9 protein-coding genes are annotated in these 14,904 nt (G+C 71.0%); 8 read left to right on the top strand and 1 reads right to left on the bottom strand.

What is annotated here, in order from left to right; translation table 11 throughout:
• The first annotated feature begins 263 nt into the window (after positions 1 to 263).
• The 7 genes from ACFZBP_RS39100 to ACFZBP_RS39070 all read left to right on the top strand — a co-directional run bounded on the left by ACFZBP_RS39100 (position 264) and on the right by ACFZBP_RS39070 (position 11,788).
• Positions 264 to 2,042 (top strand): DUF4192 family protein, encoded by a 1,779-nt coding sequence (locus tag ACFZBP_RS39100; RefSeq protein WP_391420743.1) that lies wholly within the window; start codon positions 264 to 266, stop codon positions 2,040 to 2,042.
• A 757-nt stretch (positions 2,043 to 2,799) separates the two neighbouring features.
• Positions 2,800 to 4,668, top strand: coding sequence for a glycogen debranching N-terminal domain-containing protein (locus ACFZBP_RS39095; protein WP_391420784.1), 1,869 nt, complete (start codon positions 2,800 to 2,802; stop codon positions 4,666 to 4,668).
• A 129-nt stretch (positions 4,669 to 4,797) separates the two neighbouring features.
• Complete coding sequence (locus ACFZBP_RS39090) at positions 4,798 to 5,556, top strand: NUDIX domain-containing protein (RefSeq protein ID WP_062719454.1); 759 nt, start codon at positions 4,798 to 4,800, stop codon at positions 5,554 to 5,556.
• Between the two features lie 198 nt (positions 5,557 to 5,754).
• Complete coding sequence (locus ACFZBP_RS39085) at positions 5,755 to 7,782, top strand: ATP-binding cassette domain-containing protein (RefSeq protein ID WP_391420741.1); 2,028 nt, start codon at positions 5,755 to 5,757, stop codon at positions 7,780 to 7,782.
• Positions 7,783 to 7,944: 162 nt separating this feature from the next.
• On the top strand, positions 7,945 to 8,832 hold the full coding sequence (locus tag ACFZBP_RS39080) for a FadR/GntR family transcriptional regulator (protein ID WP_383457046.1): 888 nt from the start codon (positions 7,945 to 7,947) through the stop codon (positions 8,830 to 8,832).
• A 428-nt stretch (positions 8,833 to 9,260) separates the two neighbouring features.
• Positions 9,261 to 10,796, top strand: a complete 1,536-nt coding sequence (locus ACFZBP_RS39075; protein ID WP_383457049.1) for an RNA polymerase sigma factor — start codon at positions 9,261 to 9,263, stop codon at positions 10,794 to 10,796.
• 134 nt (positions 10,797 to 10,930) lie between these two features.
• The gene (locus ACFZBP_RS39070) at positions 10,931 to 11,788 is read left to right on the top strand and encodes a trypsin-like serine protease (RefSeq protein ID WP_391420738.1); all 858 of its coding nucleotides are present in this window, start codon (positions 10,931 to 10,933) and stop codon (positions 11,786 to 11,788) included.
• Positions 11,789 to 11,899: 111 nt separating this feature from the next.
• On the opposite strand, the gene ACFZBP_RS39065 is transcribed toward ACFZBP_RS39070, so the two are convergent.
• Positions 11,900 to 12,130: a hypothetical protein gene (locus tag ACFZBP_RS39065; RefSeq protein ID WP_266961483.1), complete on the bottom strand. Its 231-nt coding sequence runs from the start codon at positions 12,128 to 12,130 to the stop codon at positions 11,900 to 11,902.
• Between the two features lie 445 nt (positions 12,131 to 12,575).
• On the opposite strand from ACFZBP_RS39065, the gene ACFZBP_RS39060 reads away from it, so the two are divergent.
• Positions 12,576 to 14,699: a type IIA DNA topoisomerase subunit B gene (locus ACFZBP_RS39060; protein WP_383457055.1), complete on the top strand. Its 2,124-nt coding sequence runs from the start codon at positions 12,576 to 12,578 to the stop codon at positions 14,697 to 14,699.
• Positions 14,700 to 14,904 lie beyond the last annotated feature (205 nt).

The following is a 14,904-nucleotide window of genomic DNA, read 5'->3' as shown; positions in this document are numbered from 1 at the left end:
CGTTCAGCGAACTCGCGAACTGCCTGTCTTCGTAGGCGAGTTCTGCGTGTGGTTCGTTGCGGAGGACGCCTGGTAGGGCCGCCGGGGCCAAGGGGAGCTAGCTACCGCTTGCGCTGGAAAGGGCGGGTGCGCGGGGCCGGTGTGTTGTGTGGGATGCCGGTCGATCCTGGCGCAACTGGCCGTGGTGGCCAGGTTGTCGTGGCCCTGATCGGACTTATCCACAGGGTCAAGCGGAGCATCGCGATCCGGGAGATCGTCTTCGCATGACGAATCACAGCGACACCAACGGATCTCCTGAGCACGACGACAACCCGGGCCGTGAGAACCACCCGGCTCCTGGAGCAATCGACCCGAACGACACGCCTGAGATGTACGTCGCGCCTGCCGGGTCCGACGAAGACCACGGGCGCCCGCGACACGTGGCCCAGCTCGACTGCACCCCGCACGAAGCGCACCTGCCCGCGCACCAGGTCACCCTGCGCACCCCGGCCGAACTGGCCGACGCCCTGCCCTATCTCCTCGGATACCGCCCGGAGGACAGCATCGTGCTCGTCGCGCTGCACGACAGCGCCGGTCGCGGCCGGTTCGGCGGCCGGGCGCGGCTCGGCATCCCCGCGAGTGCGGACGACTGGGACTCCGCTGCCACGCAGCTGGCTCACGGGTTGGTGACGGGCAGCGAGCGCAGGGGAGCCCGGCCGGAGCAGATGGTCGCCTTCCTCTGCCAGGAACCGGCAAAGGGGCAGACGGGCCGACAGATCATGGAACAGCTGCGACCGCTGGCCCAGAAGATGCGTGTCGCCTGCGGCAGCCTCGACGTGCCGGTGATCGAGGCGCTCTGCATCTCGGACGGTCGCTTCTGGTCCTACTGCTGCGATCGGGTCGAGTGCTGCCCGCCCGAGGGTCGCTCCATGGGCTTGCCCGGTACGTCCGTGCTGGCCGCGGCGGCCACGTACGCCGGAGTTCAGGTACGCGGCACACTGCGCGAGTTGCGGGCCAGGCTGCTGCCCCTTGAGACCGCTGTCGCCCTGGAACAGGAGGCCGCTCTGGACAAGGCCGGCCTGGCGCTTGTCTCCAGGATCCTCGACGACGCGACGCGCGGCGGTGTGGCCCAGGAGACGCTCGAACTGGCCGAGCGACTCATGGGCCGGTTCGCCGCGGCTTCGCCGCTTTCCGGAACGCTCACGTCGGACCTCCGGGACGACGAACTGCTCGGGCATGACGAAGCCGCGAGGCTGATTCTGGGTCTGCAGGACCGCGCGACCCGTGACCGGGCGGCCGAGTGGATGGAGGGCGACGAGGCCGGCCCTGCCCTCCGGCTGTGGCGGGCGCTGGCCCGCCGGTGTGTCGGTGCGTACAGCGAGCACGCGGCGGCGCCTCTGACCTTGGCCGGTTGGGTCGCCTGGTCCACCGGCGATGATCTGGAGGCCCGAGAAGCCCTTGCCATGGCACTCGGCGCGGACCGCGACTATCTCTTCGCCCGTCTGCTGCACCAAGCCTGCAACGAGGGTCTGGACCCTGAGTCGATCCGCCGCTGTCTGCGTTCGGAGCGTGAGGGACGTGAGGGACATCAAGGACGTGAAGGGGGTCGTGAGGGCTGCGAGGGACGTGAGGCACAGGAGGGGCGTACGGGCCGCGAGGGATCTCAAGGATGCCGGACGTCCGGCGGACGCCAGACGCCCGAGGGGGAGGCTGCCAGGCCTCTCGGCAAGCCCGCAGACGCGAAGGAGCCGCTGAGGGGCGAACCGGCGAGGACCGCGCTTAATTCCGACGCCGGTGATCGTCACCCGCCCCGGCACCCCGCGGGTTCGACCGGCAGTCTCCCCCGCTCCGCGAGGCCCACCGGGCGAGCGCAGAAGTCGAGCTCCTCCCGCCCCCGCGCCTCAGCGGGGACCCACCCTGCTGCTCCGCGGCCGGGCGCCACGGTTGCGCGCGGTTCGAAGGGCACGGCTCTGCGTATGCCGAAGAAGGGCGCGGTTCGTCGCGGTGAGCCCCGTCCGGACGGCGCGCGCCCTGCAGGCACAGGGGGCGAGGGGGATGTGTGAGCGGTCGCGGCAGACCGGTGGCCGCTCCCGTCGTCGGACTGACAGCTCCGGTGGGCGGCATGGTGCCCCGTGCAGTGGAGAGCACGACAGCCACGGAGCGTGCGCCCCGGCCACCAATCGACTCCGCCCACCCGGCGCACCTGATGAAAGGGGCGGCCCTCCGGTTGAAAGGGACGGCCCTCCAGATGGGTTACCCCGCCCCGGGCGTGACCTGGAGGGATCCCTCCCCGTTCACCTGAGTGGCGGAACGCCTGAACCGGCCGTGCCGCCGCACCGCCCCTGTCACTCCGGGGCCCCCAGCCGGCGCCGCACACGCCCGAGGCGCACAGAGCGCAGAGGAAGTCGCCCCATGCCACAGCCGACTCCGGTGCCACCGCAGACTCAGACCTCGCCGCCCGCCGAAGAGCGCTCCGCAGCCGGTGGGTCGGTCCCGTCCCAGAGGTTGGACACGGGACTGCCTCCGTCCACGGGCGGTACAACATGGCGCGTGCCCAGGCCGATGCACGATGCTCCTCCTCGGCTCGAGCAGCCGAATCGGCCGACGGACCAGAGCCGGGCGGCGCCCCTCGCACCCACGAGCACGCACACGGCAACGCCGACATCAGCCGAGCCTGTACGGCGTTTTGCCCAGCCCCACGGCACCCCCTCGTCGGCTCAGCCCTCGACCGCACGGCGCTTCTCCGACCTGCCTTCCACCCACGACGCGCTGATCTGTGTCGCTCTGCCGGGCTTCGCCATCTCCACGGGGCAGGGGCAGCTGACCGGCCGGGGACTCGACGGGTTCTACCGGGCGGGCCGACGCGTACTGTCGCGCTGCCAGATCCGTGTGGCGGGACGTGAGCCGCTGGCGGTCCAGGCCAGGATGACCGCAGCCGATCGCGCCCGCTTCGTGGGCACGCTGCGCAGCTCCCCGCAGGCGGGCCCGGACCCGGACGTCGTCGTCGAGCGAATCCGCCACGCGGACGGCACCGAGAGGATCACGCTGCACAGCGCGGCGGTCCGGCCCCTGCGCCTGCCGGTCGAGGTCGCCCTGGGCACGGACCTGGCCGATCTCGGCGCCATCGCGGGCGGCAATCCCGGGCCGGAAGTCCCCGCCACCGTCCACGACTCCGGTCTGCGCTGGTCTTCCGCCAGGGGCAAGTCGGTTGTGACGGCCGACCCGCCGCCCGCCGAGGCACTGGCCTCCGCGGGGCTGCTGCGGTGGGAGTTCGCGCTGCCCCCGGGCGGCAGCGTGAGCATCGAACTGAGGGTGCGGCCGGACGGAGCCGGCCGCGTCCGCGCGGCGGGCCGAGCGGCGACCAGCCCGCTGGCGACCGCGCGGGCGGCCGGAGACGATCCCGGGGCGGAGGCGTTGCTGCGGACGAGCATCGAGGACCTCCAGGCCCTGCTGCTGCGCGACCCGGCCCACCCCTCCGACGTCCACTTGGCCGCCGGGGCACCGTGGCGCTGCGGACTCGCCCCGGCCGAAGCCCTCGCCGCGGCCCGCATGGCCCTGCCCCTGGGCACCCGGCTCGCCGCAGGCACGCTGCGCACCCTCGCCCGCACCCAACTCCCGCCCCAGGCGACGCGGTCCGGCATGATCCCCGCGCCGATACGGGACGCGGGCACACATCTGCCACCGCTCTGCACGGGCACGGAGGCCACGCTGCTCTTCCCCGCGCTGCTCGCGGAGGCCCGACGCTGGGGACTGCCCGATCCGGAGACCGAAGAACTCCTCCCGGCCGCCGAGCGCTGTCTGACCTGGCTGCGGACCACGGTGGGCGAGGGTACCTACCTGCCCGACCCGCACCCCGGAGGCCCTGTCCGCTGTGAGACCCAGGCCCACGCCCATCGCGCCGCGCTGCTCGGGGCCGATCTGCTCGACGCCTGCGGCAGACCGGGCGGCGCGGAGCTGCGGCAGTGGGCCGGGGCACTGCGGACGGCGTTCCGTGCCGACTTCTGGCTCGATGACCTGGGCGGCGGCCGGCCCGCGGCTGCCCGGGTCCCGGACGGGCGCCTGGTGCCGCATCTGGGCGCTGCCGCCGTCCACCTCCTCGACACCGGCCTGTTGGGCGGGGGCGAACAGGCCCCCGGCCTGCTCGACAGGGTGCAGACCGAACAACTCGCCCGGCTGCTCGGCGGCCCGGCCATGGACTCGGGCTGGGGCCTTCGGGGACTGGGCCTGAGGGAGACGGGGCACAGCCCGTTCGGTCACCGCAGTGGCGCCGTCCGGGTCCACGAGACCGCGCTCGCCGTCGCGGGGCTGACCTCCGCCGGCTACGAGAAGGAGGCGAGTGGACTGCTGCGGGGCGTACTCGCGGCCGCTGCCTCGTTCGGCAACCGGCTGCCCGACATGTACGCGGGAGAGCGATGCACAGATGGCGGCGCCCCGCTCCCGCATCCGGCGGCCTGTCGCCCCGCGGCCACGGCGGCGGCAGCCGGAGTGCTGCTGTTGACCACGCTCGCGGGTATCCGCCCGGACGCTCCGGCGGGGACGGTCACACTCCGCCCCGTGCGCAGCGCACCGCTCGGCGAGATCGTTCTGACGGGTCTCCGGGTCGCCGGCGCACCCTTCTCCGTACGGGTCAGCCGACTGGGACTCGCCATGGTCGAGGAGGCTGCCGAGAGGCTGCAACTGCGAGCGTGACCTCGTACGACGTCCTGGGGCGTGAGCACATGCAGAGGGGTGAGGCTCATACCAAGCCGAATTGGATCAGCCGTCGATGCGGCCGACGAAGGGAGTGTTTATCGTCAAGCAGACGACTATGATCGCCGCATGCCCTACGACCCGTCAGCCTTTCCGCCCTTTGCCGTCACCGTGGACCTGGTCGTGCTGACCGTGCGCCGCCATGCCCTGTGCGCGCTGGCGGTGCGCAGGGGCGAACCGCCGTTCCAGGGGCGCTGGGCGCTGCCCGGTGGGTTCGTACGGGCCGACGAGGACCTGTCGCAGGCCGCAGCGCGCGAGTTGGCCGAGGAGACCGGGCTGCGTGCCCACGACCCTGCCGTTCCGGCGCAGGACAACGGCGCTCACCTGGAGCAGCTCGCGACCTACGGCGACCCCAAGCGGGATCCCCGGATGCGGGTGGTCAGCGTTGCTCACCTGGCGCTGGCTCCCGACCTGCCGGCACCCCGCGCCGGAGGCGACGCCAGCAATGCCCGCTGGGCGCCGGTCGACGAACTCCTGAAGCAGGGCGGCTACGGCCGCGACGGCGAACCGGTCGCGCCGCTAGCCTTCGACCACGCGCAGATCCTGGCCGACGGTGTGGAGCGCGCCCGTTCCAAGATCGAGTACTCGTCGCTGGCCACGGCGTTCTGCCCCACCGAGTTCACCGTCGGAGAGCTGCGCCGGGTCTACGAGGCGGTGTGGGGCGTGGCGCTCGATCCGCGCAACTTCCACCGCAAGGTGACGGGCACGCCGGGCTTCCTCGTCCCCACCGGCGGCACCACCACCCGCCAGGGCGGCCGCCCCGCCCAGCTCTTCCGGGCCGGCGGCGCCACGCTGCTGAACCCACCGATGCTGCGCCCCGAGGTCTGACAGGAGGGACCGGGGCGCGGCGCCGGCCCGGACGCGAACCGATGCCTATCCGGGCCCGTCCGGCTCCAGTTCACGCTCGGTCCGTACTCGGTCCGTGCTCGGCATGACGGCCACGGGACCCGGCCGGACCGACTCCGGCCGTTGCAGCGGGCCTTGCCCTACCCGAAAAAACGGACATAGCGCGCTATCTTGCTGCGAGTGATCCAGGCCATCGGACTGACCAGCGACCCTCGCAAGGAGCTTCCCCCCGCCGTCGACGACGTCTCCTTCGAGGCGCGCGCCGGACGCGTCACCGCGCTGCTCGGGGCGTCGGGAGCGGGCAAGACGACGGCGCTCAGACTCATGCTCGAACTCCAACGCGGCCGTGGCATCACCTACTTCAGAGGCCGCCCCCTGCACCGCATCGCCCACCCCTCGCGTGAGGTCGGCGTGCTGCTCGGCGACCTTCCCGGCCACCCGTCACGCACGGTCCGCGGCCACCTGCGCATGCTGTGCGCCGCCGCGGGCGTACCGGCCCGGCGAGCCGACGAAGTCCTGGAGGTCGTCGGACTCGTCAGCCTGCGCGAGGAACGCCTCGGCACCCTCTCGCGCGGCATGGACCGCCGCCTCGGTCTCGCCTGCGCACTGCTGTCCGACCCGCACACCCTCGTGCTCGACGACCCCGCGGGCGGGCTCTCGGCCCGCGAGAGCCGCTGGCTGTACGGCATGCTGCGGGCCCACGCCGACCAGGGCGGCACGGTCCTGCTGACCACGGCCGACCCGAAGCAGGCCGCACGCACCGCAGACCGGGTCGTCACACTTCAGCGCGGCAGGCTCATCGCCGACCAGGAGGTGGCCGACTTCGCCCGCACCCGGCTGCGCCCGCGCGTCGCCGTCCGCACCCCGCACGCCTCCCGCCTGGCCGCCGTGCTCACCAAGGAGGCGCGCACCGCCCACCGCTCCGTCGAGGTCGTACGTGAGAGCGGCAATCGCCTGTCGGTGTACGGCAGTACCTGTGCCGATGTCGGCGAGACCGCGTTCCGTCACGGCATCCTCGTGCATCAACTCGCCGACGAGATCGGGGACATGGGGCCGGACACCGAGGCGGGCACTCGCACGGCCCAGCCGCGGGCCCACGAGGTGCCACAGGCGCCGGACGCCGCGCTGGCCACGGCCGGGGGCCGCGGGCGCAAGGCCACGCCGCCGGCGCCGGAGAGAGGGTTCCCCGCGACCGACGACCCCGCGGCCGCGAGCAAGGCACCGCACGGGCCGGGCCGAGAACCGGCCGCGACCGATGCACGGGACGCCGCAGGGGGGCAGCAGGCGTCGGCGGAGGTTCCGCAGGCGCGGGCGGGCGGTCCGCGACCAGCCGAGGCGCCCGCGGGCGGCTCTCGCGCGTCGGGGGCCGGTTCGCGCTCGTCACGCTCTTCCGCCGTCCCTCTTCCCGATCTCCCGCCCCCTATCTCCGTCCGCCCCGCCCCCAGCCCCCTCCGTCCCCTCCGCTACGAGCTCCGTCGCGCCGTCGGTGTCGGCATGAGCTTCGCCACCGGTGCCGCCGTGCTCGTGGTGTCCGCTCTCACCGCCGTACTGCTGGCGCGCGTCGGGCACACGCCTCAGCACCGTCTGATGGCGGCCTGGCCGCAGCAGCTGCCGCTGCCGCCCGCGGCGCTCGGAGCCGGGCTGCTCGGTGCGGTCGCGTTCGGCGACGAGTTCCGCCACCCCGCCCTGGCCGCGGACCGCGGCACCGTCCCCCGCCGGCTGGGGCTGCTGGCCGCGAAGCTCCTCGTCGCCTCCGCCACCGCGCTGGTGCTGGCCGTCCTCACCGTGGGCTGCGACACCGAAGTGCTCTATCTCGTCTACGGACGGGAGCTCGCTGAAGTTCCCGGCGACTGGCTTGCGCTGAGCGCGAGTTGGATCGGGCTCGTGGTCGGCTGTGCCTGGGCCGGCGTGCTCGCCGCGGGGCTGTTCCGGTCCACCACGGCCGGGCTCGCCGCGGTGGTCGCCGTACCCGTCGTGGTCGTACCCCTCGTACAGAAGGCCTTCGAAGGGCCGTCTGTGCGGACGGCGGCAGGGTTTCCGCTGCGGCTGCGGGAGCTGCTGCTGTCGCAGTGGCCGTTCGGGGGCGAGCGGTATCTGGAAGCCGCCGCGCGCGTGGTCGCCCAACCTGTCGGCGGCGCCCTGACGTTGTCGCTCACCGCCCTGCTCTGCGCCTATGTCCTCACGACCCTGCGCAGCAGGGTCAGGTGACGGCGTCCCCGCAGCTCCCGGTCCTGTCGTGCGCACAACTCCCCGGGGAAAGCCCATTTCTTTCCGATAAGGCGTCAATTGCGACGGGGTGAGCGATCACCCTTTCGTGTGCTTTTCACCAAAGACCTCAAGGGAGTTGAGGACGGCGCCGACAAAGGATCCGTGAGTACCCTTGCGCACACCATGATGACCGCCGCCCGCGCCACCGACTCCGGTCTTGCCGGCCCGGGCGATCTCGACCGCTACCCCTACGCCGAGGCCACCGTCGCCGACCGCGTCGGAGCCCCTGCCTGGGACGGCGCGGAGCCGGAACTGGGCCGTGTGGGCCGTCGCGCCGCGGGCAGCCGCGGACGCGGGCTGCACGGCCAACTCGTCCAGCAGCTGGGCCAGATGATCGTCTCGGGCGACCTGGGCGCCGACCGCCCGCTCGTGCCCGAGGAGATCGGCCAGCGCTTCGAGGTCTCCCGCACCGTCGTCCGCGAGTCGCTCCGTGTCCTGGAGGCCAAGGGCCTGGTCAGCGCCCGTCCGAACGTCGGCACGCGCGTGCGTCCCGTCAGTGACTGGAACCTCCTCGACCCGGACATCATCGAGTGGCGGGCCTTCGGGCCGCAGCGCGACGACCAGCGCCGGGAGCTGAGCGAGCTGCGTTGGACGATCGAGCCGCTGGCCGCCCGCCTCGCCGCCGGGCACGGGCGCGACGACGTCCAGCAGCGGCTCGGCGACATGGTCGAGATCATGATTCACGCGATGGGGCAGGGCGACGTCCTCACGTTCTCCCGTGCCGACGCCGAGTTCCACTCGCTGCTCATCCAGGTCGCGGGCAACCGCATGCTGGAGCACCTGTCGGGCATCGTCTCGGCCGCCCTCCATGTGTCAGGCGGCCCGGTGACCGGCTGTGACCGGCCGAACGAGACGTCGCTGGCGCAGCACAGCAGGATCGTCGACGCCCTCGCCGCCGGTGACGGCGCGGCCGCCGAGACCGCCATGCGTCAACTGCTCACCGTCCATCCCGAGGTCGAGCGCGTGGTGCCCGCCCCCCGCGAGCACTGACCGCGCCTCCGGGGGCGCGGCCGGGACTGCCTCCCCCTCCTGTGGCATCTCCCGGTCTGAGTGCCCTCTCCCGTCGGACCCGCAGGATCCATCACGGATCCTGCGGGTCCGACGGTGCGACGAGGCCGTGTAAAAGGCCGTACAGTGCTTGGTCCAAGCTGCGGGCGACCCGTTCTGTCCGCGTCTGCCCGCTTTTGATCGGTTACGGGATGTGACTCGGGCCACGCAGATTGGGCGTAACGCTCGGGGGAGCAGCGCGATGACCTAAGAGGTGATAGCCGAGGAGGGAATACGGACGCCGCTCAAGGCGCTGTGCATCTTCCCGGCCCCCGCCCGCACCGTCGGCCCAATCCCCAGGCCGGTGGTCGGCTCCTGTCCGCCGTGGACGGGGCCGGAAGCCGTTTTTTCAACGTTCCGAGAGGTTGTTCGTGTCGGCCAGCACATCCCGTACGCTCCCGCCGGAGATCGCCGAGTCCGTCTCTGTCATGGCTCTGATTGAGCGGGGAAAGGCTGAGGGGCAGATCGCCGGCGACGATGTGCGTCGGGCCTTCGAAGCTGACCAGATTCCGGCCACTCAGTGGAAGAACGTACTGCGCAGCCTCAACCAGATCCTCGAGGAAGAGGGTGTGACGCTGATGGTCAGTGCCGCGGAGCCCAAGCGCACACGAAAGAGCGTCGCAGCGAAGAGTCCGGCCAAGCGCACCGCCACCAAGACGGTCGCGGCGAAGACGGTGACCACCAAGAAGGCCACCGCCACCGCCACGCCCGCGGCGCCTGTCGCCGACTCCGCCGTCGAGGACGACGCCCCCGCCAAGAAGGCCGCCGCCAAGAAGGCGACGACCGCCAAGAAGGCGGCCGCGAAGAAGACCGTCGCGAAGAAGACGGCGGCCAAGAAGACGACCGCCAAGAAGGACGACGCCGAGATCCTCGAGGACGAGGTGCTCGAGGACGCCCCCAAGGGCGGCGACGAGCCCGAGGGCGCCGAGAGCGCCGGCTTCGTGCTCTCCGACGAGGACGAGGACGACGCGCCCGCGCAGCAGGTCGCGGCCGCCGGCGCCACGGCCGACCCGGTCAAGGACTACCTCAAGCAGATCGGCAAGGTCCCGCTGCTCAACGCCGAGCAGGAGGTCGAGCTCGCCAAGCGCATCGAGGCCGGTCTCTTCGCCGAGGACAAGCTGGCCAACGCCGACAAGCTCGCCCCCAAGCTCAAGCGCGAGCTGGAGATCATCGCCGAGGACGGCCGCCGCGCCAAGAACCACCTCCTGGAGGCCAACCTCCGTCTGGTGGTCTCCCTGGCCAAGCGCTACACCGGCCGCGGCATGCTCTTCCTGGACCTCATCCAGGAGGGCAACCTCGGTCTGATCCGCGCGGTCGAGAAGTTCGACTACACCAAGGGCTACAAGTTCTCCACGTACGCCACCTGGTGGATCCGTCAGGCGATCACCCGCGCCATGGCCGACCAGGCCCGCACCATCCGTATCCCGGTGCACATGGTCGAGGTCATCAACAAGCTCGCGCGCGTGCAGCGCCAGATGCTCCAGGACCTGGGCCGCGAGCCCACCCCGGAGGAGCTGGCCAAGGAACTCGACATGACCCCCGAGAAGGTCATCGAGGTCCAGAAGTACGGCCGCGAGCCCATCTCCCTGCACACTCCGCTGGGCGAGGACGGCGACAGCGAGTTCGGTGACCTCATCGAGGACTCCGAGGCCGTCGTCCCGGCCGACGCGGTCAGCTTCACGCTGCTGCAGGAGCAACTGCACTCGGTCCTGGACACCCTGTCCGAGCGCGAGGCGGGCGTCGTCTCGATGCGCTTCGGTCTCACCGACGGTCAGCCGAAGACCCTCGACGAGATCGGCAAGGTGTACGGCGTGACGCGTGAGCGCATCCGCCAGATCGAGTCCAAGACCATGTCGAAGCTGCGCCACCCGTCGCGGTCCCAGGTGCTGCGCGACTACCTCGACTAGGTCGCATCCAGTACGACACATGAGGCCCGGTCTCCCGAGTGGAGACCGGGCCTTCGTGCTGCCGCGCGGGTGCGGGGTGCGGTGGGCTGAATCACGCTGGGTGTCCCATGACCACTCCAGAGTGAGGAGCGTGCATGCGTCGTCCTTTTGTCCGGGCCCTGGCCCGGCCACTGGTCCTGGCGGCAGCAGCTGCTGCCATACCGTTGGCGTCGGCCGCCCCCGTGGCTGCCGACAGCGTTGTCGTCGGGGGCTTCCCGGTCGATGTGTCGGACAGTCCATGGACCGTGGCACTGGCCAGCCGTGACCGGTTCGGGGGTACGCGGGCCGGTCAGTTCTGCGTCGGTGTGGCGGTCAGCCGGTCCACGGTGCTCACCGCGGCCCACTGCCTCAGCAAGGAGGTCCTCGGGGCGGCACCGCAACAGGTGCGCGACCTCAGCGTCATCACGGGCCGTACGGACCTGCTGTCCGGCCGGGGCCAGGAGATCCGGGTCCGCGGCAGCTGGGTGAACCCCGCCTACGACGGCGTCACCAACGCGGGGGACTTCGCCGTGCTCTCCCTCGCCCAGTCGCTTCCCGCGAGCGCGGTCATCGCGATGGCGCGGGCCGGCGATCCCGCCTATCTGCCCGGGACTCCCGCCCTGGTCTACGGCTGGGGGGACGTCACGGGGGCCGGCGACTACCCGCGCAGCCTGCGGGCGGCACGCGTGCACGTACTGCCCGACGCTCTGTGCGGACAGGCGTATCCGGGCAGTGGGGAAGGCAGGTACATGCCGACCAGCATGGTCTGCGCCGGGGAACAGGAGGGAGGCAGGGACGCCTGTCAGGGCGACAGCGGAGGTCCCCTGGTCGCTCGGGGGAGACTGATCGGCCTTGTGTCCTGGGGCTCCGGCTGCGGGCGCACGGGCAATCCCGGCGTCTACACCAGGGTGTCCGAGATCCTGAGGACCATGGGGTGGCGGGTCGCGGTGCGCGGGCACCGCGCCGACGGCTGAGGGAGGCTGCAGGCCCGCGGGATATGAGCGCGGGCGGCCGCCCCTGCTCTCAGGGGCGGCCGCCCGTCGACCGGCCTGTGCCGGAAGCTGGCTCGTCGTTAATGCGAGGTGTCAGCGCTCTTCTTCGGACGCCGATGCGGGAGCGGACGTCAACCGCTCCGTCTCGTCCTGTATCTCAGCGGCGATCTTCTTGAGTTCCGGCTCGAACTTGCGACCGTGGTGGGCGCAGAAGAGCAGTTCTCCGCCGCTCAGCAGGACGACGCGCACGTACGCCTGGGCGCCGCAACGGTCGCAGCGGTCAGCGGCCGTCAGCGGGCTCGCGGGGGTCAGAACAGTAGTCACGTCGCCTCTTCTCTAGCTCGACGAGCTGTCGTACCAGGGTCAACATCCAACCAGCCCCAAAACGTTCCCGCTCGTGGCTTCACCCAGAGTGAAATTTTTTCGAGGGCGGCCGGCTGCTGCCGGCTTGGCGGCGAATGTGCCGTATTGCGTCGGTGTCTTGCTTACGGTTTCGCGCTGTCGGTCAAGGTCGGTCCTCCCGGCTGGCTTGCCGGTTTGTTCATGAGGACGTGCCCGGAGCCTAAATGGTTCATGCCTGGAAGGGAACGTGATATGTACTTCACCCCATCGAGGGATCGAACATGCATACGACTCTGGACTAGTCTGTGTTCCGCACGAGGGTGGCGTTACAACGGCTCTACCAGGCCTCGGTACCCTCTTGACGGCGACCGAAGCCGAGCCCTTACCCAACAGGGCGCCATCTGAAATTCAGCGAGGAGCGAACCGCGTGACCGCCGAGACGTCCGTGCCGTCCACAGCGCTGCTGGCAGGAGCAGACCGGGACGGTTCCAACTACACCGCGCGGCACCTGCTCGTCCTCGAGGGGCTCGAGGCCGTACGCAAGCGCCCGGGCATGTACATCGGGTCGACCGACAGCCGTGGCCTGATGCACTGCCTGTGGGAGATCATCGACAACTCCGTCGACGAGGCCCTCGGCGGGTACTGCGACCACATCGAGGTGATCCTCCACGACGACGGATCCGTGGAGGTCCGGGACAACGGCCGGGGCATCCCGGTCGACGTCGAGCCCAAGACCGGGCTGTCCGGCGTCGAGGTCGTCATGACCAAGCTGCATGCCGGCGGCAAGTTCGGCGGCGGCTCGTACGCTGCCTCCGGCGGTCTGCACGGCGTGGGCGCCTCCGTGGTGAACGCCCTGTCCGCGCGGCTGGACGTCGAGGTGGACCGCGGCGGACACACCCACGCCATCAGCTTCCGGCGGGGCGTGCCCGGAGCCTTCGCCGCCGACGGTGCGAACGCCAGGTTCGAGGCCAAGAGCGGCCTGCGCAAGACCAAGAAGATCCCCAAGACCCGCAACGGCACGCGCGTGCGGTACTGGGCCGACCGTCAGATCTTCCTCAAGGACGCCAAGCTCTCCCTGGAGAACCTCCACCAGCGCGCCCGCCAGACCGCGTTCCTGGTGCCCGGCCTGACCATCGTCGTCCGCGACGAGTTCGGTCTCGGCGAGGGCGGAAGCAAGGGCGAGGAATCCTTCCGCTTCGACGGCGGCATCAGCGAGTTCTGCGAGTACCTGGCCACCGACAAGCCGGTCTGCGACGTCCTCCGCTTCGGCGGCCAGGGCACCTTCAAGGAGACCGTCCCGGTCCTGGACGAACACGGCCAGATGACCCCCACCCAGGTCACCCGCGAGCTCGACGTCGACGTCGCCATGCGGTGGGGCACCGGGTACGACACGACCCTGAAGTCCTTCGTGAACATCATCGCCACCCCCAAGGGCGGCACCCATGTCGCCGGCTTCGAGACGGCCGTCACCAGCACGATGAACGAGGTGCTGCGCACCAAGAAGCTGCTGCGTGTCGCCGAGGACGACATCGTCAAGGACGACGCCCTCGAAGGCCTCACCGCGGTCGTCACCGTCCGCCTCGCCGAGCCGCAGTTCGAGGGCCAGACCAAGGAGGTCCTCGGCACCTCGGCGGCCCGTCGCATCGTGAACACCGTGATCTCCCGGGAGCTCAAGGCGTTCCTGACCTCCACGAAGCGGGACGCCGCGGCTCAGGCCCGGGTCGTCATGGAGAAGGCCGTCGCGGCCGCCCGTACGCGCATCGCGGCCCGCCAGCACAAGGACGCCCAGCGCCGTAAGACCGCCCTGGAGTCCTCGTCGCTGCCCGCCAAGCTCGCCGACTGCCGTAGCGACGACGTCGACCGCAGTGAGCTGTTCATCGTCGAGGGTGACTCCGCGCTCGGCACCGCCAAGCTCGCCCGGAACTCCGAGTTCCAGGCGCTGCTGCCGATCCGCGGCAAGATCCTCAACGTCCAGAAGTCGTCCGTGACCGACATGCTGAAGAACGCCGAGTGCGGCGCGATCATCCAGGTCATAGGAGCGGGCTCCGGCCGGACCTTCGACATCGACGCGGCGCGCTACGGCAAGATCATCATGATGACCGACGCCGACGTGGACGGCTCCCACATCCGGACGCTGCTGCTGACGCTGTTCCAGCGCTACATGCGGCCGATGATCGAGGCCGGCCGGGTGTTCGCCGCGGTTCCGCCGCTGCACCGCATCGAGCTGATCCAGCCCAAGAAGGGGCAGGACAAGTACGTCTACACGTATTCGGACCGGGAACTGCGCGACAAGCTCATGGAGTTCCAGAGCAAGGGCATCCGCTACAAGGACTCCATCCAGCGCTACAAGGGCCTCGGTGAGATGGACGCCGACCAACTGGCCGAGACGACGATGGACCCGCGGCACCGGACCCTGCGCCGGATCAGCCTCACGGACCTGGAGGCCGCCGAGCGGGTCTTCGACCTGCTGATGGGGAACGACGTGGCGCCGCGCAAGGAGTTCATCTCCAGCTCGGCGGCGACGTTGGACCGGTCGCGTATCGACGCGTAGCCGCTGCGCTGGGCTTGAGCCGTGTTTTCGGCCTCGGCTTCGCCTTCGGCACCTGTTCGGGTCCCCACCCGCACCGCCGTGCGGCTCTCGTCGTCGGGCGCGGGTGGCCCCTGTGGGGCGTTTTCGCCGTTGGCGGCTTTGCCGTGTGTCGTCACCTGATGGGGTGAAGACCCGAGAGAAGTCAGGTCGGGGATCTTTCCGTTCT

It is taken from the genome of Streptomyces sp. NPDC008086 (assembly GCF_042957325.1).
Taxonomy (GTDB): domain Bacteria; phylum Actinomycetota; class Actinomycetes; order Streptomycetales; family Streptomycetaceae; genus Streptomyces.
The sequence above is the reverse complement of the archived record's forward strand: the minus strand, read 5'-3'. Positions and strand labels throughout refer to the sequence as shown.

What these genes read in the sequence shown, in the direction of transcription:
- ACFZBP_RS39100 (WP_391420743.1), top strand. Translation starts at nt 264, where the DNA reads ATGACGAATCACAGCGACACCAACGGATCTCCTGAGCACGACGACAAC.
- ACFZBP_RS39070 (WP_391420738.1), top strand. Translation starts at nt 10,931, where the DNA reads ATGCGTCGTCCTTTTGTCCGGGCCCTGGCCCGGCCACTGGTCCTGGCG.
- ACFZBP_RS39090 (WP_062719454.1), top strand. Translation starts at nt 4,798, where the DNA reads ATGCCCTACGACCCGTCAGCCTTTCCGCCCTTTGCCGTCACCGTGGAC.